Source organism: Massilia rubra (genome assembly GCF_011682065.1).
GTDB classification, from domain to species: Bacteria; Pseudomonadota; Gammaproteobacteria; order Burkholderiales; family Burkholderiaceae_D; genus Telluria_A; species Telluria_A rubra.
Genome location: NZ_VUYU01000035.1, coordinates 13,077 through 33,719, shown reverse-complemented (window position 1 = coordinate 33,719; position 20,643 = coordinate 13,077). Strand labels below are relative to the sequence as shown.

Here is a 20,643-nt window from a genome sequence, read left to right as displayed (position 1 = left end):
GCTAATTTCTAAATAAGCAATTGGAATCATATCCCGGGACCCGGTAGCATCGTCATCATGCGCCCGAGGGCGCGCTGTCGAAACTTCGGCGGCGTTTTGCTGTCGATAAGCTGACCAATCAAACAATCGCCCGCAGCGGCGCGGACCATCCGCACGAGCGGGGAACGGCCGGCGCCGGATGGCGCCCGCGCCCCGGCTCGTCGTACCTATCATGAGGGGAAGCATGCACACGCAATTACTTGGAATCGACTGGGGAACCAGCAACCGCCGGGCCTACCTGGTCCGGCGCGACGGCAAGTGCCTCGCCCGCCATGCCGACGACCAGGGCATGCTGGCGGTCGGCGGCGATTTCGCCGGCGCGCTGGCCAGCCTGCGCGAACGGATGGGCGTGGCGCCCGACGTCGCGGTCGTGATGTCGGGCATGGTCGGCTCGGCCAGCGGCTGGCAGGAAGTGCCCTATCTCGACACCAAAGTCCCGCTGACCGGCCTGCCGGCCCACCTGGCGCCCGTGACAGGCCACCCCGGCTGCTTCATCGTGCCCGGCTACTGCACCCGCGACGGCGCGGTGGACGTGATGCGCGGCGAAGAGACGCAACTGCTCGGCGCGGTCGGGCGCGGCCTGCTCGATGGCTGGGTGGTCCTGCCCGGCACCCACAGCAAGTGGGTCTACTTGCGCGCCGGCAAGGTCGACCAGCTGGTGACCTACATGACCGGCGAACTGTTCTCGATGCTGGCCGCCGGCGGCACCCTGGCCGCGCTGATGGCGGGCGGGCTTGACGACGACAGCGCCTTTGCCGCCGGCCTGCAGGAAGCGCGGCGCGCGCGCCCGCTGTCGAACGCGCTGTTCGGCGTGCGCGCGCGCGTGGTGTCGAAAACGATGGCGGCGACGCAGGCGCGTTCGTTTGTGAGCGGCCTGCTGATCGGCGCCGAATTCGTGGCCGCGCAGGGCCACGCCGACGGCGCCATCGACATCATCGGCTCGCCCGCTTTGAGCGCGCACTACGAGAGCGCGGCCGCGCACTTCGGCATGCCGGCGCGCGCGCACGACCCCGACGACGTTTACCTGGCCGCGCTGGCCTATTTTTTCGAAAGCGTTTAGTTATGGACACGACTATCATGGATACCACTCAATTCAAGCCACCCCTGGTCGCCATCTTGCGCGGCCTGCAAGCGCACGAGGCCGAAGCGGCCGGGGCGGCCTTGTTCGGGGCCGGCTTTCGCCTGCTCGAAGTGCCGCTCAACCGCCCCGGCGCGCTCGCATCGATCGCGCTGCTGGCGCGCATGGCGCCGGCCGGCGCCATCGTCGGCGGCGGCACCATGCTCAGCGTGGCCGACGTGGACGCGGTGCACGCGGCCGGCGGTCGCATGCTGGTCGCGCCGAACTGCAACACGGCCGTGATCGCGCGCGCCGCCGCCCTCGGCATGCTGTGCGCGCCCGGCGTGGCCACCCCGAGCGAAGCGTTCGAAGCGCTCGCCGCCGGCGCCCACGCGCTCAAGATCTTCCCGGCCGAGATGGTCGGCTACGCCGGCCTGAAAGCGTTCAAGACCGTGCTGCCGGCGGGCACGCCCCTGTGGCCGGTCGGCGGCGTCGCGCCGGACACCATGGCCGATTGGGTCGCGGCCGGGGCCACCGGGTTCGGCATCGGCGGGGCCTTGTATTCGCCCGGCACCACGCCCGAGATCCTCAGTTCGCGCGCGCAAGCGTTCGTCGACGCCTGGAATGCCACGCAGAAAACATAAGCGCGACCGTCAACCTCCAGATCAACACCAACAAGCAGGAACCCTCATGGAATTTGCGAACTATCCCAGCCTGGCCGGCAAAGCCGTTTTCGTCACTGGCGGCGGCTCCGGCATCGGTGCCGATATCGTGGCCGCTTTTGCGCGCCAGGGCGCGCGCGTGGCCTTTGCCGACCGCGACATCGCCTCGTCCACCGAACTGGTCGACGGCCTGGCCGGCGCCGTTGCGCACACGCCGTACTTCATCGGCTGCGACCTGTCCGATATCGATGCGCTGCGCGCCAGCGTCAAGGCGGCCGGCGAGAAGCTGGGCGACTTCGATGTGCTGGTCAATAACACCGCCAACGACGAGCGCCACGACTTCTTGCACGTCACGCCGGAGTATTTCGACGCCAAGATGGCGATCAACCTGAAGGTCGCGTTCTTCGCGGCCCAGGCGGTGATCGAAGGCATGCAGCGGCGCGGCGGCGGCGCCATCATCAACCTCGGCTCGACCGGCTGGAAGAACAAGGTGGCCGGCTACCCGGTGTACGCCACGGCCAAGTCGGCCGTGAACGGCCTGACCCGCAGCCTGGCGCGCGAATACGGCAAGAGCGGCATCCGCGTCAACACGCTCACGCCGGGCTGGGTGATGACCCCGCGCCAGCTCGACAAATGGGTGGACCCGGCCGGCGAGCGCGCCATGGATGACAACCAGTGCTTGCCAGGGCGCATCGTCGGCGCCGACGTGGCCAGCATGGCGCTGTTTCTCGGCGCGCATGACAGCCGCATGATCACGGCCCAGGAATTCGTGGTCGACGCCGGCTGGACCTGATGCGGTTGACGCCGCGCCGGGGCGGTGTCGTCGGCCTGCCTTGATTGGACAAAACGGACGGCGCATGCTTTCACAATAATGATACGATCTGGCATGCGCCCCAGCGGTGCGCATACCACTTCTCATTATCGGCGACCATGACCGGGCACTGGATGCGTTTGACATTTGACTTCCTCTCCAACGGCGGAGAACTCGGCGCCCTGATGCGCGCCAAGGACTGGAGCGCGACGCCGCTCGGTCCACCCGAACAATGGCCCACGCTGCTCAAGAGCACGATCCGGCTGATCCTCACGTCCAGCCACCCGATGTTCCTGTGGTGGGGCAGGGACCTGGTGCAGTTCTACAACGACGCCTATCGCCAGACCATGGGGCCGGAACGTCATCCGAGCGCCTTGGGCGGCTGCGGGCGGGAGTGCTGGGAAGAAATCTGGCCCATCATCGGCCCCCAGATCGAACTGGTCATGAACGGCGGCGGCAGCACCTGGAACGAAGACCAGCTGGTGCCGGTCACGCGCCACGGCAGGCGCGAAGATGTCTGGTGGACCTACGGCTACAGTCCGATCGAGGACCATGACGGCGTGCACGGCGTGTTGGTGGTGTGCAACGACGTAACCGCCCAGCACAAGGCCAAAGCCGCGCTCGAGCGCATGAACCTGGCCCTGACCGAGCAGATCGCGCAGCGCGAGCATGCGCAGCGGCATGAAGCGATCCAGACTTCGCAGCGCCTGCGCGCCGAACAAGCCCTGCGCGAACAGCGCGAAGCCGAATCCATGCGCCTGCGCCTGCTGTTCGAGCAGGCCCACGGCTTCATCTGCATCCTGCGCGGGCCGGAGCATGTGTTTGAATTCGTCAATTCGGCCTACCTGCGCCTGGTGGGCCAGCGTGCGCTGATCGGCAAGAGCGTGCGCGAAGCGCTGCCGGAGATGGTGGGGCAGGGATTTGTCGAGCTGCTCGATGGCGTGTATGCCAGCGGCATGCCGTACAAGGCGGGCGACCTGCGCATCGAACTGCGCCAGGCGCCCGACAGCGCGCCGACCCATGCCTACATCGACTTCGTGTACCAGCCGATCCTGGAAAACGGCGCTGTCAGCGGCATTTTCGTGCAGGGTTTCGACGTGACCGACCGCTCCATGGCGCGCCAGGCCTTGCAGCACAGCGAGCTGCGCCTGAAGGAAGGGCTGACCGTGGCGCGCATGGTGGTGTGGGACTGGGACCTGGACAGCAACGATGTGGTGTTCTCGGACAACGCACCCGAACTGTTCGGCGCCAACTGGACCAATATGCGCCAGGTATGGCACTGTTTCGACCCCGCCGACCTGAAACGGATGGAACTTGCGCGCAGCGAGGCACTCCAATGTCATGGAAGCTATGGCGATGTGGTGCGCCTGCGCCGCCCGGACAATGACCAGCTTGTCTGGTTGCAGGTGTACGGCACGGTGGTTGCGGACGAGGCCGGCAATGCCAGGTGCATACGCGGCGTATCGATCGATGTCAGCGCCCGCAAGCGTGCCGAGGAATCCTTGCGCGAGGCGGGGCGCCACAAAGATGAATTTTTGGCGATGCTGTCGCACGAACTGCGCAATCCGCTGGCGCCGATTCGTTCCGCAGCGCATTTGCTGGGTATGGCGCCGGAAAATATTTCCAGGGTGAAGATGTCGAGTGTCATCATCGAACGCCAGGTCAATCATATGACCAGCCTGATCAACGACCTGCTTGATGTGTCGCGGGTCAACACCGGGCTGGTGGTGCTCGACAAGGAGGTGATCGACCTGCATCAGGTGGTGCAGGAATCGGTCGAGCAGACCCAGCCGCTCATCAGCGAGCGCGGCCACGAGTTGCGCCTGGACGTGCCGGCCGAGGGGGTGGTGGCGGTGATGGGCGACCGCAAGCGGCTGGTGCAGGTGCTGACCAACCTGCTGCACAACGCGGCCAAGTACACGCCGGCCGGCGGGCGCATCGCGCTCGAGGCCAGCCATCATGGCGACACGGTCGAGTTGCACGTGCGCGACAACGGCATCGGTGTCGAGGCGCTGCTGATGCCGCATATTTTTGAGTTGTTCACGCAAGAAAAACGCTCGTCCGACCGCTCGCAGGGCGGGCTCGGCCTGGGGCTGGCGCTGGTGCGCAGCCTGGTGCTGCTGCATGGCGGGCACGTGACGGCGGCCAGTCCGGGGCCGGGGGAGGGGGCGACCTTTTCGGTGTACCTGCAAAAGCACGCGCTGGCCGGCAGCGCCGGCGCGGCCAGTCGCGGACCCGGCAGCCATGCGGGCGAGGGCTTGCGCCTGATGCTGGTCGACGACAACAAAGACGCCGCCAACGCCATGGCCATGGTACTGGAATCGGCCGGCCACGTGGTCATGGTCGAGCACGATCCGCTGCGCGCGCTGGAAAGCGTGGGCAACTTTGCGCCCGACGCCTGCCTGCTCGATATCGGCCTGCCCGGCATGGATGGCAACGAACTGGCGCGCCGGCTCAGGGCCACCGCACGCGCGCGCGCAGCCACCTTGATCGCGGTGACCGGCTATGGCAACAAGTACGACAAGGCCAGCGCGGTGCAGGCCGGCTTCGACCATTATTTCGTCAAGCCGGCCAACACCGCCGAGCTGATCGGCGTGCTGGCCCGCATCAAGCCGGTGCCGCGCGCAAGGCAGGGTTCGCCCGTTGCGGAGCGGATCGAGGGCTGACGCCGGCCTGGCGCGGGCTTGACGATACAGGACCTGCTTGCCGGGCGCCTCGGGGGCGGCTTGCGCCGCTGGCGAACCGGCGCGCGCCCCGCCGCGCGGATCGGGATGAACGCAAGGGCGGCAGCGTCAGCCTTGGTGGCGGCGCACGGCGGGGCTGTTGTCCGATGCCGCGCGACGATCCCCCTCGGGACACCCGCGCTATCGTATTGAAAACGCAATTTTCCACGCCGGTGATAAAGTTTGGCATCATTGAACTCCACGTCAGCCCCCATGCCCGCGCCGCTATTTATCATTCTCAACGCCGGTTCCGGCCACGCCGAAACCGAACTCCAGCGCACCACCATCGAAGACCTGCTCACCGCTGCCGGGCGCGAATTCGAACTGGCCGTGGTGGACCAGGCGGGCGAGCTGGGCGACATTGCGCGGCACATGGCCGCGCGCGCGTGCCAGAGCGGGGGCGTGCTGGTTGCCGCCGGCGGCGACGGCACCATCAACACCGTGGCGCGCCAGGCGGTCGAGAGCGGCTGCCAGTTCGGCGTGCTGCCGCAAGGCACTTTCAACTATTTCGGCCGCACCCACAGCATTCCGGAAGACCTGGGCGAGGCCGTGCGTGCGCTGCTCACGGCGCGGGTGGAGCCGGTGCAGGTGGGGCTGGTCAACGAGCGCGTATTCCTGGTCAACGCCAGCATCGGCCTGTACCCCACCTTGCTCGAAGAACGTGAGATCGACAAGAAGCAATACGGACGCAGCCGGCTGGTAGCCATGCTGTCGGCCCTGAAAACGGTGCTCGGATCGTACCGGCACCTGCACATCACCGTCGAACTCGATGGCAAGACGCGCACCCTGCGCACGCCCACCCTGTTCGTCGGCAACAACCGTTTGCAGATGGAACAAGTCGGCTTCGCCCCGCTGGCCGAGCGCATCGACGATGGCAAGCTGGCCGCGCTGGCGCCCCAGCCGGTGGGCAAGTTCGGCATGCTGGCCTTGCTGGCACGCGGCGCGCTCGGGCGCTTGAGCGAGGCCCCCAACCTGCACGCCTTCGGCCTGACCCGCATGACCGTCAAGCAGCGCGGCCTGGTGGGGCGGCGCCGCATGAAGGTCGCGATCGATGGCGAGGTGACGCAGCTCGATGCGCCGCTGGTGTTTCGCGTACTGGAAGGGCAGTTGTTGCTGCTCAAACCGGCGTCCGGCATGGCGCAGGCCGATCGGGAAGACATGGCGCTGGCCTCCTGACCCTGGCCCGCTGCGCTGGCGCGGCGCGGTTTTTTCTGGCCAAGCCCCGCCAGCGCCCGTATTGACTGGTCTACAATGCGGGCTTGTCCGTATGAACCTGGTCGACCATGAACGCTTTTAACCTGATGCGCAGCACCCACCGCCACCCGTCCGCCATCCTGCTGCTGGTACAGCTGCTCGGGATGCTGCTATATCCCTTCATCGAATCGACCCCGAGCGGGCTGGTGGTGTTCAATGCCTTCGGCATCATCGTGCTCGGATTTACCACCCGCATGGTGCGGCGCACGCCCGGGCACGCGTGGATCAGCGCCGGCATCGCCCTGCCGATCATCGTGCTGCTGGTGCTGCAAATGATCTTCGGTCGCGAGACGCTGCTGCCCTGGTCGTCCGCGCTCGAAGCGCTGTTCTACTTTTATGCGGCGGCCAGCCTGATCGCCTACATGATGGAAGACCACCGCGCCACCACCGACGAACTGTTCGCCGCCGGCGCCACCTTCACCCTGATCGCCTGGGGTTTTACGCACCTGTTCGTGCTGGTGCAGGCCATGCACCCGGGGACCTACGCGGCGGCCGTCAACGCCGCCGACGCGCGCACCTGGACCGAACTCAATTACCTCAGCTTCGCGCTGCTATCGAGCACCGGCATCGGCGACGTGATACCGCTCACGGCGCACGCGCGCGCGCTGGCCAGCGTCGAAATGTTCGTCGGCCTGATGTACCTGGCGGCGGTGGTGTCGCGCCTGATCGGCTTTACCCTGCAGCAGACCAAGGACGGCCGCGACTAAGGTGTGACGTGTGCGTGGACGATGCGCCCCAGCGTGGCCAGCGCCGCCTCGGCGCGCGCGTCCCACAAGTGGCCGTAGTTCAGGCGCAGGCAGTTCTCGAACCCCGGCTGGGGCGAAAAGATCGGTCCCGGCGCCACGCTGATGCCCTCGGCCAGCGCGGCGGCGTGCACCGCCAGCGCATCGGCCGCGCCGGGCAACTCCAGCCATAACAGATAGCCGCCCTTGGGGCGCGTGACGCGCGTGCCCTCGGGGAAGTGGCGCCGCACGGCGTCCATGAACTGCACCTGCTGCGCCGCCAGGGTGTGGCGCAACAGGCGCAGATGGCGGTCGTAGCCGCCTTTTTCCAAATACAGCGCCAGCGCGCCCTGGGCCGGCGCGCAGGTGGTCAGGGTACTGGCCAGCTTCTGGCGCGCCACCTGGCGCGTAAAGCGGCCGGCCGCCACCCAGCCGACCCGGTAACCGGGCGCCAGGCATTTCGAAAATGACGAACAGTGCATCACCAGGCCCTCGCTATCGAAGGCCTTGGCCGGCAGCGGGCGCTTGGCGCCGAAATACAGCTCGCCGAAGACATCGTCCTCGATCAGCGGCACCTGGTAGCGCGCCAGCAGGCGCACCAGGTCGCGTTTTTTCTCGTCGGGCATCAGGCTGCCCAGGGGATTCTGGAAGTTCGTCATCAGCCAGCAAGCTTTGGGGCGATGCCGTTCGAGCGCGCGTTCGGCCGCGGCCAGGTCCATGCCGTCGCGCGGGTGGGTCGGCACCGCGATCGCCTCCAGGCCCTGGCGCTCGATCGCCTGCAGCGAACCGTAGAAGGCGGGCGACTCGATCAGCACCGCGTCGCCGGGACGCGCCACCGCCATCAGGCACAGGTTGAGCGCTTCGAGCGCGCCGTTGGTGACGACGATCTCGTCGGCGTGCACCGTCATGCCATCGATCAGGTAGCGCAGCGACAGCTGGCGCCGCAAGCGCGCGTTGCCGGGGGTGAGATCGTCGACGCTGGCCCAGGGATCGAGCTGTTGCACGTTGGTGCTCATCAAGCGTGCCAGGCGCGCCAGCGGGAACAGCAGCGGGCTCGGAAAGGCCGAGCCGAACGGCACCACATCGCGCCGCATGGTGGTTTCGAGCAGGTCGAACACGCGCTCGCTCATGGCCAGTGGCAGCGCGTCTTCGGCAGGGCGCGAGGCGGTATCGGGCTCGGGCGGCAGGCGCCCGGCGCTGACGCTGACAAAATAGCCGGAGCGCTCGCGCGCCTGCACCAGTCCCTGGGCTTCGAGGGTGTAATAGGCCTCGAACACGGTGGCCGGGCTGACCCCGCGGCTGGCGCTGGTCTTGCGCACGGACGGTAGGCGGTCGCCGGGCTGCAGCGCGCCGCTCAGGATCGATTCGGAAATATCGCGCGCAAGCGCCTCGTAAAGTTTCATGATGCAGCAACGGCCCGACGAAGCCGGTAGACGGAATGGCAGCATCTTAATGCAAATCGCCTGCGCCGGCCTTTCCATCATCCAACGTTTCCTACGACCCAAACCCTCTCACACCGGGGTCTGACCTCTGATTCGAAACATTGTTAAATCAAGGTCCATGAAATGCGCGCAAATTCTGTCTCCGAAGATACCTTGGCTGCTGTTCAAGCCTTGATCCGAGCTGAGCAGACTGTGGCGACGGCCCCAGGCTGCGTCAATTGTTAAATGTTTCGAATCAGAGGTCAGACCCCGGTTGTAGGCGTTTTGGGCGTCAGGTGTTGCGGAAAATGAGTTCTTTCATCCGTTGCAGCCTCGGATATACCACCGGCACCGTCAGCATGGTGCTGGCTATGGCCATCAGCAGCAGGGCGGTGAAGGTCTCGCTGGTGATGATCTGCTTGTCGAGCAGGATGTTGACGAAGATGATCATGATCAGCGCCTTGGTCTGCAGCAGCCAGCCAATGATGCCGGCTTCGCCCTTTTTCCATTTGAGGATGCGGCCCGCGATGTGCGCGCCGATCAGCTTGCCGCCGACCGAGGCCACCAGCAGCACGCCGGCCGCAATGAACACGGCGGCGCTGCCCATGTCCCAGTTGGTGCGCAGCCCCGTGCTGAGGAAGTACACCGGCATGATCGCCAGCAGTACGTGGTGGCGCATCAGGTCCATCTTGGCCTGGTCGAACCAGTGCGCGTCCATCACCGCGCCAGCCAGGAACGCGCCGACCATGAAGTGCAGCCCGGCCCAGTCGGCGCCGAAACCGCACAACGCCAGCCAGATCAGGCCAACATACCAGCGGTCGCGCTCCGGCAACCAGACCATCAGGCGGCGGTGCAGGACCGTGGCGATGCCGAAGGCAAGCAGGAAGCCGAGCTGGCGTCCGACCCGGTTCCAGTCGAGCAGGATCAGGGCCAGTACGCCCCAAATGGCGATGTCGTCCAGGCTGGCGTAGCGCAAGATGCGCTGGCCGATCGGCTGGCGCAGGATATCGAGCTTTTCCATCAGCAGGATCAGAATCGGCAGCGCCGTCACCGCGCAGGCCATGCCGACCCCGACCACGAATTGCCAGGTCATCGCTTTCGGTCCGACCCAGCCGGCGTAGCCGAGCATGCCGGCCGCGACCACGGCGCCGAAGACCAGCGGCACGCCCAGCGCCAGGCTGGATGTAATGGTGGTTTCGCGCCGGTGCGCCCAGGCTTGCTTGAGGTCGAGTTCGATGCCGGCGATCATCACGAAGATCATCACCGCCCACCAGGCGATCCCGTTCATGGCCAGCATGACGGAGGGGTTGAAAATGAATTTGTAGTAATCCGGATACGCCGCACCCATCACGCCCGGTCCCAGCAAGACGCCGGTGATGATTTGCACCACGACCAGCGGGGCGTAGTAATCGGTCTTGAAAACGCGCCAGATGAGGTAGGGAATGGAGAAGATCAGGAGCATCGCGAGGAGGAAGATCTCCGTCGTGTTCATGGCTGTGTGCATGGGACTGTCTCGTTCTTGTTATATGGTGCGCGCGAGTGTGGTCCTCGGGCTGCATGGGCGCGGTGGCGAAATCATGTAGTAAAATTTCATAAATACCGCGCGCCAATGCTAGCTCAACAATTGAGTAAGTTCAACAACTATGTTGGGACGACAAGCCGGCGCGCAGCCGGGCGAAGGGCGCTGTTCACCGGCACGCTTGCTGCGGTATAGTCGGTGTTGTCGCCGGCTACGCCGTTTACTGTCCTTCCGAGACCCTGCCATGTCCCATACCTCAGAAACCCGCATTTTTTCGGCGCCTGCCGCGAGCGTTCCGCCAGTACTGTCCAGCGCCGACGACTATGAGGCCCTGGCGCGCGGTCCAGGCGCGCTTGCCTGCGCGCGCACCGACAAGCTGCATCACGTCTTCGGCAGCACGCGCAGCGGTTACGCGATCTACTATTTCGGGAACATCCTGGCCGCCTTCGATTTTCCGGCATTGTCCTTCCTGACCGACAGCGGCCAGCGGTATGCCTTCGAAGGCGAGTACGGCACCACGCTGGTCGAGGTGCTCGATGCCGACAAGCAGCGCGCCGTCATTACCCAGATGAATGCCTTGTTCGACGCCCTCAAGGCCAATCCCATGATCGCCTATGAGGCGGAAGACTTCGGCCACCTGTCCGAGGACGATATCGAAAAGGCGCTAGCGCGCGATTACGTCAGCGCCAGCCCGTATGCCGACACCAATGTGTGGGGCGACGAGGGCGACACGGCCGACTACCTGTTCACCTACCTGCGCAGCGTGCTCAAGGTGGTGGAAAATGCGCTGGATGAAGGCTTGCTCGTCATTTTCAGCGCCGAGATGTAGCCAGGCGACGGCACGCCCGGTCGCGCCAGCGCGACCGGGCAAGGTACATCGCTCTTACACCGGGCCGGTCAAGGCCGCCACACCGGACGCACCTTGGTGTTGATGTCGGTCGCTTGTCCCACGCGCGACTCGGCATCGACGAAGCCCGAGCGATTGCCGGAACTCAGGTTGAGGCCTTCGCCGCGGTATTCCACATCGCCGTACAGGTTCAGGCTGCCCGATGCGACCTGTGACCGTTCGAAGAATCCCAGTGGGTAGAAGGTGGTGCGCACCTGGGCCGAGCCGCCGACGATGAAGGCATTGTCGCCGTTGTTGCCGCGCTCGCCGATGATGCTCAAAGCGCCCACCGTGCCGCCCGATACCGTGCCGTTGGCGACGATGGCCTGGTCTTCGATGCGCGCATTGCCGGTGACCGAATTGCCCGCCAGGACCGTCGCGTAAGGGCCGACGAACACGCTGGCCGGCGTCGTCGATGGCGCGCAGCCGCCGCCGTTGGCGTGACGCGCCGTGCCGGCCGGGCACGGATCGCGCTGGCCGTTCTGGAAACCCTGCGGCCACGCGTTCGCCAGTTCGATCATGTACGGATAGCGCCAGATGGTGCCGTACTCCTGTTCGGCGACGATGGTCTTGAACACCGATGGCGTGGCCGTCACCACCAGGAACAGCGGTTCGCCGGCATTGACCTTGTAGGTCAGGTTGCCGTCCAGGCCTTTTTGCAAGGCGCTGTAGCGCGGCGCGGTGAACTGCGCGTTGGTGGCCACCAGACCCCAGCGGAAGTCGGCGTCGGAGCCGGGCTGGTTCACGCCCCGGAACTTGACGGTGATGGTGGTCGCGCCACTGGCCGGATACAGGCGCACCACGTTATAGCCGAAGCGCTGCGGCGCGCCGTAGTTGGGCGAGACGAAGCGGCGGTTGCCGGTCCAGTTGGTGTCGAGCGCCTCGAGCGGCATCAAGCGGTGCATGCGCTCGGACTTGTCGGCCTGGGTGATGTTGCCGTAAGCGTTGCGGAAGGCGTCGGGCGTGGCCTTGTAGTCCCATGTCACGTTGTGCATGGCCCAGTCGCCGAAAAAGTCGTTGAGCTGGGACATGCTCCATCCGCGTGATTTCTGGATGTTGGTGAACGGGTCCGGACCGGGGGTGGTCCAGATCTGGTTGGTCGCGACCGGGCACTGCTTGTCCTTGAGGTACTCCATGAACTGCCAGTTGCAGTAGCGGTCGCGCGTTGAACCAAGGTACAGGTGCGGCGCGTTCGACAGCATCTCGGAGCAGTGGGCTTCGTTCTTGTACTCGGGAAGCTGGTGCGGCGTGTAGTTGGCGTGGCTCTCGGCGATCCAGCCGCAGGTGTTCGAGTCGGGACAGCCAAGGCCGCCGTTGTACGCCATCCAATATTGCCAGGCATGGGTGAATTCGTGGGTCAGGCCCCAGTGGTCTTTCAGGGCGCCAGGCCCGATCCACATGCCGACCCGGTCGCGCGCCCAGCCGCCGGCAGTCAGGCCGTCGGTGGAGTGGATGTGGATCGAGGGCTTGATCTTGGTGGCCGTGTTGTAGAACGGCTCGGGCATGAACAGATTACTGTTGAACAGGTTCTGCCACACCGTGTTTTCGAGCGTGCTGACCGCCAGGTTGAGGTCGGTGTCGGAAACCTTTTCGTCGGAATAGAAGGCAAAGTGCGCCGATTCCTTGACCAGCTTGTAGTTCGGGCGGTCGGGGGAGGGGCCGCCTGCGGTCCAGGTGCCCGGCGTGGTGGCGGGCTTGTTGCTGTCGCAGCCAGTGGCCCAGACGGTGGTCGTGGTGCCATTATCGACCACCGGGGTCGGCGTTGGCGTCGGCGTCGGAGTCGGGGTAGGAGTCGGGGTAGGAGTAGGAGTCGGCGTCGGAGTAGGAGTAGGCGTCGGAGTAGGAGTCGGCGTCACCGGCCCGATCGCACAATACTTCTTCTTGCCCGCGATGGGGTCTCCAAACGTGGCGTTATTGCACGCCACATTGCCGGAGAGGCTTTTCGTGACCCACTTGTTGCTTGCGCCATAAGACACCGAGCGCTTGGCGGCGCCGACCACACAGGTCTCTCTCTCGGCGGCGCACTTGGTATACCCGCTCGGCCAATCGGCGGCGAAAGCCGGTGTCGCGGCGCTGCAGGCCAGCAGCGCGCTGGCGCTGGCAATCAATGTCTTGCGAATAAGCTGATCCATGTCCATCCCTCAAATGTTGTACAACGAGAAATGGTATGTTATCAGATGACTTGTGAAAAATGTAACTTTATTCGGTCGCAGTGATCATATTCTTTCGCGCCAGCACCGGCGCAGGAAGCCGGGATGGTCGGGACAACGGTCACGCCGCCCGGTTCGCAACCGCTGTGACGATCCCTGCGATAGCCCCGACGACGCCAACGCCGATAATGACCAGCAAGCAATACAGCAATGGCGTACCCCAGCTCCGGTGCTGGTAGTTCTTGCCGTACGTCGTGGCGACGAAGCGGATCTGGTCGCGCGCGCTGATGAAGTACCAGGCGATGATGACCGCAAAGCCGAAGAAGAAGTTAAACGTGCCAACCGGACCTGACTCCGGCATGGCGAACGCCAGCGTGAACGACACGAGAAACAGAAGCGCACTACCGATCAGCCAGCGTTTCGATGCCGCCGCCTTGGCGGGCTGGCCCAGCATTTGCCAGTTTTTCATGTGAATCCAGGAACCGAACATGATGCCGAACAGCAGGCACCACGCAACTGCCGCGCTTGGATTCCAGAGCGGCGGGCTCAGCCTGGTGTCGCCGGTAGTGGTGCCATTGGTCGCTTGGGGCGGGGCATAAGGGTTATCGATCATCGTGTTCTCGCATCGCGTTTGCGCCGGCCGGGGTGGCCAGTTGTCATTTGTCAGACCAGTAAAACGCCTGTCGGTTCCATAACGGACGCGCATTCCTGTTCGCCATGCGCAGGCGCGCAGGCGTGGTGATCGCGGGAAAAGTGGCCGTATCGACCATTTCCTGTGCTAGAATCTCGCCCGCTGCCCGGATGGTGAAACTGGTAGACACCCGAGACTTAAAATCTCGTGCTCGTAAGGGCGTGCCGGTTCGATTCCGGCTCCGGGCACTCCTAACAAAGTGTGCATTTCAAGGGAAAGTCCGGCCTCCTCCGTTCTCATGGAGGAAGCCGGACTTTTTTACGCCTGTACGTTGAGCGAAATCCGGGTCGGTCTGGGTTTTGCCAAAAAAATGACAGAGGAATTGGCAATGGCAGTGCCAAAAAAGTAGATGGACGGTGGCAACACCGGGTCCGTTGGCCGCTTAAGTACGTCAGGTCGAGCGCGTCGCGGAGCGCCGCTCTGCCACAGATTAGATCGCAGGATCGGTAGAACGCTCAATATGTACCGCAGCCATTTCATCGGGCTTTCGCCCATCATGTTGTGACGCAATTTGGGCGTCAGCTGGACGCTGTTGACCGAAAGCGGCCTGCTGGTCGCCGGTACGACCCGCCGACAAAGCAGCAGATGAAACAATAGGCTTTGTTTGACTGGAACGCAGGTTTTACCGTTCTTTTTCCCGCTTCGTATACTTGCCAAGCACCGCACAGGTTGAGTCGTCCTCATCCTCCGGGCGGGTACAGCTATCGCTAACAAAAGCATGCGCCCCCTCAATCGAGATCTTGGTTTTGCATACTTTATTCTTAAGCTTCCAGGTAAAGGTGATTGTGTTGCCGACTGCCTGCGCCATATTACTTTTGGCGAAGACTTCACCACCACAACTGCCACCGCCTGTGCCTAGCCAAACCTTGTAAGTCTTTGCCTTGATTGCTTTCACCGTCAGGTATCCGTGGCAACTATCGCAGACATACTCCCCTTCCAAACCGGGGCTTGCGTTGGAAAATGCAGCAAACTGGACCAGGGCAAGTGCAACAACAAGTTTCTTCATTTTTCTCTCATTCAATAGATCCCCCTGGCTGCAAGTGGCCTGTGGCGACCGGCCATATCGCCCCAAAGCAGTCGCTCGACAAGTGCTGCAATTGGCGGGAGCGCACCTTAAAACGATGTCAATCAGGCGTCTTCGCGGTCAATTAAACCCCCGTACTCATCCGAGTAAACGAGGTCGCCAGAAAATACGCGTTTCGTATACGACGTGAACCACGAACCGAAATGTGGGGCGACTAGCTCCCGCTCGCCTGAATCGTGCCACATGGTGATCACCTGTCCCGCCGATCCGGATGCATCTGGGGCAAGATCGAGACAAAGGTGATCGCCACCACCGTTGTGGGTAAATGGAATCCATCTGGCATTCCACCAGTCGCTCTGAATTCCACTTGAGGGATCAGAATGAATACCTGCAAAGTCCCCACCGTCGAGCAGATCCTTCCATACCGTCCATTGCGCCAGGATTTCATCCGTTGACAGGAATTCGGAACCCTCAAACAATCCGCCTGTATCCGGATTCTGGCCATTATGGATCTTGAGGCAGGCCACATAATCGTCTGGCAAGGTGATTCCAATTGCTTCCTGAAGGCCCGCAATCTGTTCATCCGTCGCCGGTGGGTTAAGGCCAGCGAGCCCTTCAGGCCAATGCTCTGATAGCCATACTTCGAATCTGGTCCATGAACTACGCATATCGCTTTTCCTGTTAATCGCAAATTGGAATGAGGCCGACTCGACGCCATGTGCGGCTAAGCCCCACTTTTGGCCGCGAGCGGAAGTTGATCGAAATCAGTATAACTCAGCAAAATTGCAAAAGAGGAACCTTCCCTTGCCGGCTCAGTCGCGTCTTTTGCTGTGTAGTCGCATTAATTGGTGGATGAACAGGGTCGTAGCAGTTGGTCGATGTGTGCCACATCGGAGCGAGTTATCCGACGCCTCCGAATCAAGCGATTTGAGCATTGCGAGCAAGAACAATATTCCCATCCATCGGCTAGCGATGACCGCGATTCCTCAAACGATCAGGTGTGGCGCGCCCGTTCCATTCCCTCGGCCAGCGGTATGGTGTAGCATTCGTGGCGGCGCGCCGCAGTCCGGCCCGCCGCAGTACTTACAAGGACACGAATTGAACATCACTATCAACGAGGAACTGCGTTCCTTCATCGACCCGCTCACCGCCAACGAATACGCCGCGCTCGAACGCAGCCTGCTGGCCGAGGGCTGCCGCGACGCGCTGGTGCTGTGGAACGATGTGCTGATCGACGGCCACAATCGCTACGACATCTGCCAGAAGCACAGCATCCCCTTCAAAACCGTGCAGAACGCGACCTTCGACTCGCTCGACGACGTCATGCTGTGGATGATCGATAACCACCTGGCGCGCCGCAGCGTCTCGGACTACCAGCGCGGCGTGCTCGCGCTGCGCAAAAAAGACATCGTCGCCGCCCGCGTGGCCCAGCGCGCCACCGAACCGGAAGCTGCGCAGGCCGCGCCCGACGCGGCCAAGGCGCCCGAGTCGCCGCCCTGGAACACGCGCGAAGACGTGGCCAAGGCCGCGCGCGTGTCGAGCAATACGATCAGCCAGATTGAACGCATCCAGAAGGCGGCCACGCCGCAGCTGGTTGAAGCGGTGCGCTCGGGGACGATCTCGATCAACGCCGCCGCCAACGTGGCGTCGCTGCCGGAATCGGTGCAGATCGCGGCGGTGGCCGGCGGGCGCAAGGAACTGCAACAGGCGGCGCGCCAGGTGCGCGAACAGAAGGCGTCAAGCCGTCCGCCCAAGGAGCCGCCGGCCGACGCCGAAGCCGACTTGCGCGCCCAGGTGGCAACCCTGCGCGAGAAGGTCGATGCCCTGGGCGCCGAGAACCAGGCCCTCAGGGAGCGTCTCGCGGCACTGGGCGAGAGCGCCGCGTAGCCGCGCGGGGGCGCAAGCCGCTATTGAAAATCGTCAGGAGATGCATCGATGTTTCGACCCTTTCTCGTTTCGACACTGCTTGGCTGCGCCACCATCGCCAGCGCGATGGCCGCCGGCGCCGCGCCTGACAAGCGCGCCGGCGTGCCATCAGCTGTGACGCCCGAACAGGCGCGCTGGCACAAGACAGCGCAGCGCGTGACCATCATGCGCGACAAGTGGGGCATTCCCCACGTCTTCGGCAAGAGCGACGCCGACGCCGTCTTCGGCCTGCTGTACGCGCAGGCGGAGGACGATTTCAACCGGGTCGAACTCAATTACATCAACGCGCTCGGGCGCCTGGCCGAAGTCGAAGGCGAGGCCGAAATCTGGCGCGACCTGCGCATGAAGATGTTCATCACGCCGGGCGACATGCGGGCCAGGTACGCGGCCAGCCCGGCGTGGCTTAAAAAATTGATGGTCGCCTTTGCCGATGGCCTGAACTTTTACCTGCACACCCATCCCGAGGTCAAGCCCAGGCTGATTACGCATTTCGAGCCGTGGATGGCGCTCGCGTTCAGCGAAGGCAGCATCGGCGGCGATATCGAGTCGATCAGTCTCAAGGAGCTGGAGCAGTTTTACGGCAAGAAGAGCGCGCTGGCGCTGGCGGACGCCCCGAATGCCCTCGACCGCGAACCGCGCGGCTCGAACGGCTTCGCCATCGCCCCCAAACTGAGCGCGTCCGGGCGCGCGCTCCTGCTGATCAACCCGCACACCTCGTTCTACTTCCGGCCCGAAGTCCACGTCGTCAGCAACGAGGGCCTGAACGCCTACGGCGCCGTGACCTGGGGCCAGTTCTTCGTCTACCAGGGATTCAACGACAAAGCCGGCTGGATGCATACCTCGGGCGGCGGCGATGTGATCGACGAGTACCTCGAAACGGTGACCGAAAAAGACGGCAGGTACGTCTACCAGTACGGCGGCGGCGAGCGCTCCCTGCGCGAAGTCAAGATCACCTTGCCCTACAAGAGCGCCGGCGGCATGGCCAGCAAGAGCGTCACCGCCTACTTCAGCCACCACGGTCCGGTGGTGCGCGCGCAGGACGGCAAGTGGGTCGCGGTCAAGCTGATGGAGGAGCCGCTCAAGGCCCTCACGCAGTCGTACATGCGCACCAAGGCCCGCAATTACAAGGCGTTCCGCACGACGATGGAGCTGCGCACCAACTCGTCGAACAATACCGTGTATGCGGATGCCGACGGCGCCATCGCCTACTTCCACGGCAATTTTGTGCCGAAGCGCGACACCGCCTTCGACTGGAACAAGCCCGTCGACGGCAGCAATCCGGCCACCGAATGGCAAGGCTTGCACGCCATTGACGAGACCATCACGCTGCTCAACCCGGCCAGCGGCTGGATCCAGAACACCAACAACTGGCCGTTCGCGGCGGCGGGTGCGAACAGTCCGCGCCAGCAGGACTACCCTGCGTATATGTGGTCGCTGCCGGAGAACGCGCGCGGCCTGCATGCCGTGGCCGTGCTGGAAAACCGCAAGGATTTCACGCTCGATAGTCTGATCGCCGCCGCGTACGATAGCCACCTGACCGCCTTCGATCCGCTGATCGCCTCACTGGCCGCCGCCTACGACGAGCTGCCCGCCGGCGACGCGCTCAAGGCGCAGCTGGCGCCGCAAATGGCCGCCTTGCGCGCGTGGGACCGCCGTTACGGCGTCGACTCGGTTCCGACCTCGCTGGCCGTCTACTGGGGCCAGGAGATGGTCGCGCATGCGTCCGCCGCCGCCAAGGCGAAGGGCGTGCCGACGCTCGACTACATCCGCGACAGCCTGGCGCCGGCCGAGCGCCTTCAAGCGCTGGTGCGCGCCACGGCCAGGCTGGAGACGGACTTTGGCGCCTGGCAAACGCCATGGGGCGAGATCAACCGCTTCCAGCGCATCAGCGGCGATGTCAGGCAGCAGTACGATGACGCCAAACCGAGTTATCCGGTGGCGTTCGCGTCGGCCAACTGGGGTTCGCTGGCCGCCTTCGGCATGGTGGCGCCGCAAACGACGAAGCGCATCTACGGCGACCGTGGCAACAGCTTCGTGGCGGTCGTGGAGTTCGGGCCGCGCGTGCGCGCCAAAAGCATTCTGGCCGGCGGCAACAGCGGCAATCCGGCTTCACCGCATTTCAGCGACCAGGCCGAGATGTACAGCAAGGGGCAGTTCAAGGACGTCCTGTTTTACAAAGCCGATATCGAGAAGCACCTCGAACGCAAATACCATCCCGGCCAATAGGAGCGCAACGTGATTTTGAGCGAAAAACAGAAAATGCTGGCCGGCGAAGCGTATCGCCCCGGCGACGCGGAAATCCAGGCCGACCAGTCGGTCGCCAAGGCGTGGATGGTGCGCTACAACGCCGCCCTGGGCGAGTCGGCGTCGGCGCGCCGCGTTTTGCTGGCCGCGCAGTTCGGCGCGGTGGGCGAGGGTGCGGTGATCCGCCCGCCGTTCCACTGCGACTACGGCTACAACATCCACCTCGGCAAAGACGTGTTCCTGAACTTTAACTGCGTCATTCTCGACGTGGTGAGCGTGACCATCGGCGAGGGCACGCAGATCGGCCCCGCCGTGCAGATTTACACGGCCGACCACCCGCGCGATCCGGCGCAGCGTAAAGCGGGACTGGAGTGGGGCCGCCCGGTCAGCATCGGACGCAATGTCTGGATCGGCGGCGGCGCCATCATCCTGCCCGGTGTGAGCATCGGTGACGATGCCGTCATCGGCGCCGGCAGCGTGGTCACGCGCGACGTGCCGGCCGGCGCCACCGCTGTCGGCAACCCTGCGCGCGTCCTAAGCCGCTAGCAGGCGCGCCTTCAAAAAGTCGACGAACAGCCGCGTGCGCGCCGACAGCAGGCGCGTATCGGTAATCGCATGCACCGGGATCGGCGCCAGGCGCCATTCCGGCAGCACCCGCAGCAGCCGTCCCGAGGCCAGTTCTTCGCGCGCGATCACGTTGTCGAGGATCGCAATGCCGGCGCCTTCGGCCGCCAGCGCACGGCTCAACCCCACGTTGTTCATCAGGAAGCGCGCCCTGACCGGCACCGTGACGCTGGCCGCGCCCTTAAACAAGGTCCATCCATCCTGCCGGATGCCCGGAGCGGCGCACAAGGCGTGCCGTATCAGGTCGTCCGGATGGTCGAGCGGGGGCGCCCGGTCGAGGTAGGCCGGCGCCGCATATAGCTGGCGCTCGAGCAGCGCGATCTGGCGTGCGACCAGCGTCGATGGCGCGGTCGGCGCAGGCCCCATGCGAATCGCCAGGTCGAACGGCTCGGCCAGCAGGTCGACCCGGCGCGAGGCCGCGTCGAGTTCGAAGTCGATCAGCGGATAGGCGATGGCGAATTCGGCCAGCAGCGGCGCCAGGTAGTTGATCGCCAGGTCCACCGGCATCGAGACGCGCAAGGTGCCGCTCGGACGAGCCGCATCGCCGCGCAGCGCTTCGTGCGCCACGTTGGCTTCTTCGACGATGCCCTGGCAGCGGTTGAAGTACGCCTGCCCGGCGTCGGTCAGCTCGACCCGGCGCGTGGAGCGGTGCAGCAAGCGCACGCCGATTTCCTTTTCCAGCGCGGCGATATTACGCGACAGCGTGGAACTGGACATGCCGAGCGTGACGGCCGCCTTGCGGAAGTTTTTGGTCTTCGCCACTTCCACGTAGAGCTGCATGTAGTTCAGTAATTGCATGCCGATTGCTCCATTTATGCAGCAGTGAATCTTGTTTTTGGCTGTTTATCTCATTGATGCAGCAATGTACCATGGGTTCTCACTCAGCCAGA

The 20,643-nt window shown here is 64.3% G+C and carries 17 protein-coding genes and 1 tRNA gene; 11 read left to right on the top strand and 7 right to left on the bottom strand.

Going from position 1 to position 20,643, the window contains the following annotated elements:
- Positions 1-223 precede the first annotated feature (223 nt).
- From F0185_RS30565 to F0185_RS30540, 6 genes are all read left to right on the top strand, one after another.
- Entirely contained in the window at positions 224-1,099 is an 876-nt protein-coding gene (locus F0185_RS30565; protein WP_167231816.1) for a 2-dehydro-3-deoxygalactonokinase, read from the top strand.
- 17 nt (positions 1,100-1,116) lie between these two features.
- Positions 1,117-1,740: a 2-dehydro-3-deoxy-6-phosphogalactonate aldolase gene (locus tag F0185_RS30560; RefSeq protein ID WP_167231813.1), complete on the top strand. Its 624-nt coding sequence runs from the start codon at positions 1,117-1,119 to the stop codon at positions 1,738-1,740.
- 46 nt (positions 1,741-1,786) lie between these two features.
- Positions 1,787-2,551 carry an SDR family NAD(P)-dependent oxidoreductase gene (locus F0185_RS30555; protein ID WP_167231810.1) on the top strand — a complete coding sequence of 255 codons (765 nt, stop codon included), beginning with the start codon at positions 1,787-1,789 and terminating at the stop codon, positions 2,549-2,551.
- 152 nt (positions 2,552-2,703) lie between these two features.
- Complete coding sequence (locus F0185_RS30550; protein WP_167231807.1) at positions 2,704-5,235, top strand: hybrid sensor histidine kinase/response regulator; 2,532 nt, start codon at positions 2,704-2,706, stop codon at positions 5,233-5,235.
- 270 nt (positions 5,236-5,505) lie between these two features.
- Entirely contained in the window at positions 5,506-6,468 is a 963-nt protein-coding gene (locus tag F0185_RS30545) for a diacylglycerol/lipid kinase family protein (RefSeq protein WP_167231804.1), read from the top strand.
- Positions 6,469-6,575: 107 nt separating this feature from the next.
- The gene (locus F0185_RS30540; protein ID WP_187362694.1) at positions 6,576-7,253 is read left to right on the top strand and encodes an ion channel; all 678 of its coding nucleotides are present in this window, start codon (positions 6,576-6,578) and stop codon (positions 7,251-7,253) included.
- Here F0185_RS30540 and F0185_RS30535 read toward each other — a convergent pair.
- A complete protein-coding gene (locus F0185_RS30535; RefSeq protein ID WP_167231802.1) occupies positions 7,250-8,671 on the bottom strand; it encodes an aminotransferase-like domain-containing protein in 1,422 nt (473 codons plus the stop codon). The two genes, F0185_RS30540 and F0185_RS30535, sit on opposite strands and share 4 nt — an antisense overlap.
- Positions 8,672-8,981: 310 nt before the next feature.
- Positions 8,982-10,193, bottom strand: coding sequence for a cation:proton antiporter (locus F0185_RS30530; protein ID WP_167231799.1), 1,212 nt, complete (start codon positions 10,191-10,193; stop codon positions 8,982-8,984).
- A gap of 259 nt (positions 10,194-10,452) precedes the next feature.
- Here F0185_RS30530 and F0185_RS30525 point away from each other — a divergent pair, with 259 nt between their 5' ends.
- On the top strand, positions 10,453-11,037 hold the full coding sequence (locus F0185_RS30525; RefSeq protein WP_167231796.1) for a hypothetical protein: 585 nt from the start codon (positions 10,453-10,455) through the stop codon (positions 11,035-11,037).
- Between the two features lie 68 nt (positions 11,038-11,105).
- On the opposite strand, the gene F0185_RS30520 is transcribed toward F0185_RS30525, so the two are convergent.
- The gene (locus tag F0185_RS30520) at positions 11,106-13,226 is read right to left on the bottom strand and encodes a DUF6055 domain-containing protein (RefSeq protein WP_187362698.1); all 2,121 of its coding nucleotides are present in this window, start codon (positions 13,224-13,226) and stop codon (positions 11,106-11,108) included.
- A 139-nt stretch (positions 13,227-13,365) separates the two neighbouring features.
- Positions 13,366-13,857, bottom strand: coding sequence for a hypothetical protein (locus tag F0185_RS30510; protein ID WP_167231793.1), 492 nt, complete (start codon positions 13,855-13,857; stop codon positions 13,366-13,368).
- A 182-nt stretch (positions 13,858-14,039) separates the two neighbouring features.
- Here F0185_RS30510 and F0185_RS30505 point away from each other — a divergent pair.
- A tRNA-Leu gene (locus tag F0185_RS30505) sits at positions 14,040-14,123 on the top strand.
- A 434-nt stretch (positions 14,124-14,557) separates the two neighbouring features.
- Here F0185_RS30505 and F0185_RS30500 read toward each other — a convergent pair.
- Together F0185_RS30500 and F0185_RS30495 are read right to left on the bottom strand one after the other, a co-directional pair.
- Complete coding sequence (locus tag F0185_RS30500) at positions 14,558-14,941, bottom strand: hypothetical protein (protein ID WP_167231790.1); 384 nt, start codon at positions 14,939-14,941, stop codon at positions 14,558-14,560.
- Positions 14,942-15,063: 122 nt separating this feature from the next.
- Positions 15,064-15,627 carry an SMI1/KNR4 family protein gene (locus tag F0185_RS30495; protein WP_167231787.1) on the bottom strand — a complete coding sequence of 188 codons (564 nt, stop codon included), beginning with the start codon at positions 15,625-15,627 and terminating at the stop codon, positions 15,064-15,066.
- A 430-nt stretch (positions 15,628-16,057) separates the two neighbouring features.
- Between F0185_RS30495 and F0185_RS30490 the strand changes: the two genes are divergently transcribed.
- The 3 genes from F0185_RS30490 to F0185_RS30480 are packed head-to-tail and all read left to right on the top strand — an operon-like array spanning position 16,058 to position 19,675.
- Positions 16,058-16,846, top strand: coding sequence for a hypothetical protein (locus F0185_RS30490; protein WP_167231784.1), 789 nt, complete (start codon positions 16,058-16,060; stop codon positions 16,844-16,846).
- A 48-nt stretch (positions 16,847-16,894) separates the two neighbouring features.
- Positions 16,895-19,111 (top strand): acylase, encoded by a 2,217-nt coding sequence (locus F0185_RS30485; RefSeq protein WP_167231781.1) that lies wholly within the window; start codon positions 16,895-16,897, stop codon positions 19,109-19,111.
- Positions 19,112-19,123: 12 nt separating this feature from the next.
- A complete protein-coding gene (locus F0185_RS30480; RefSeq protein ID WP_370664097.1) occupies positions 19,124-19,675 on the top strand; it encodes a sugar O-acetyltransferase in 552 nt (183 codons plus the stop codon).
- On the opposite strand, the gene F0185_RS30475 is transcribed toward F0185_RS30480, so the two are convergent.
- Positions 19,664-20,551, bottom strand: coding sequence for a LysR family transcriptional regulator (locus F0185_RS30475; RefSeq protein WP_167231775.1), 888 nt, complete (start codon positions 20,549-20,551; stop codon positions 19,664-19,666). The two genes, F0185_RS30480 and F0185_RS30475, sit on opposite strands and share 12 nt — an antisense overlap.
- Positions 20,552-20,643 lie beyond the last annotated feature (92 nt).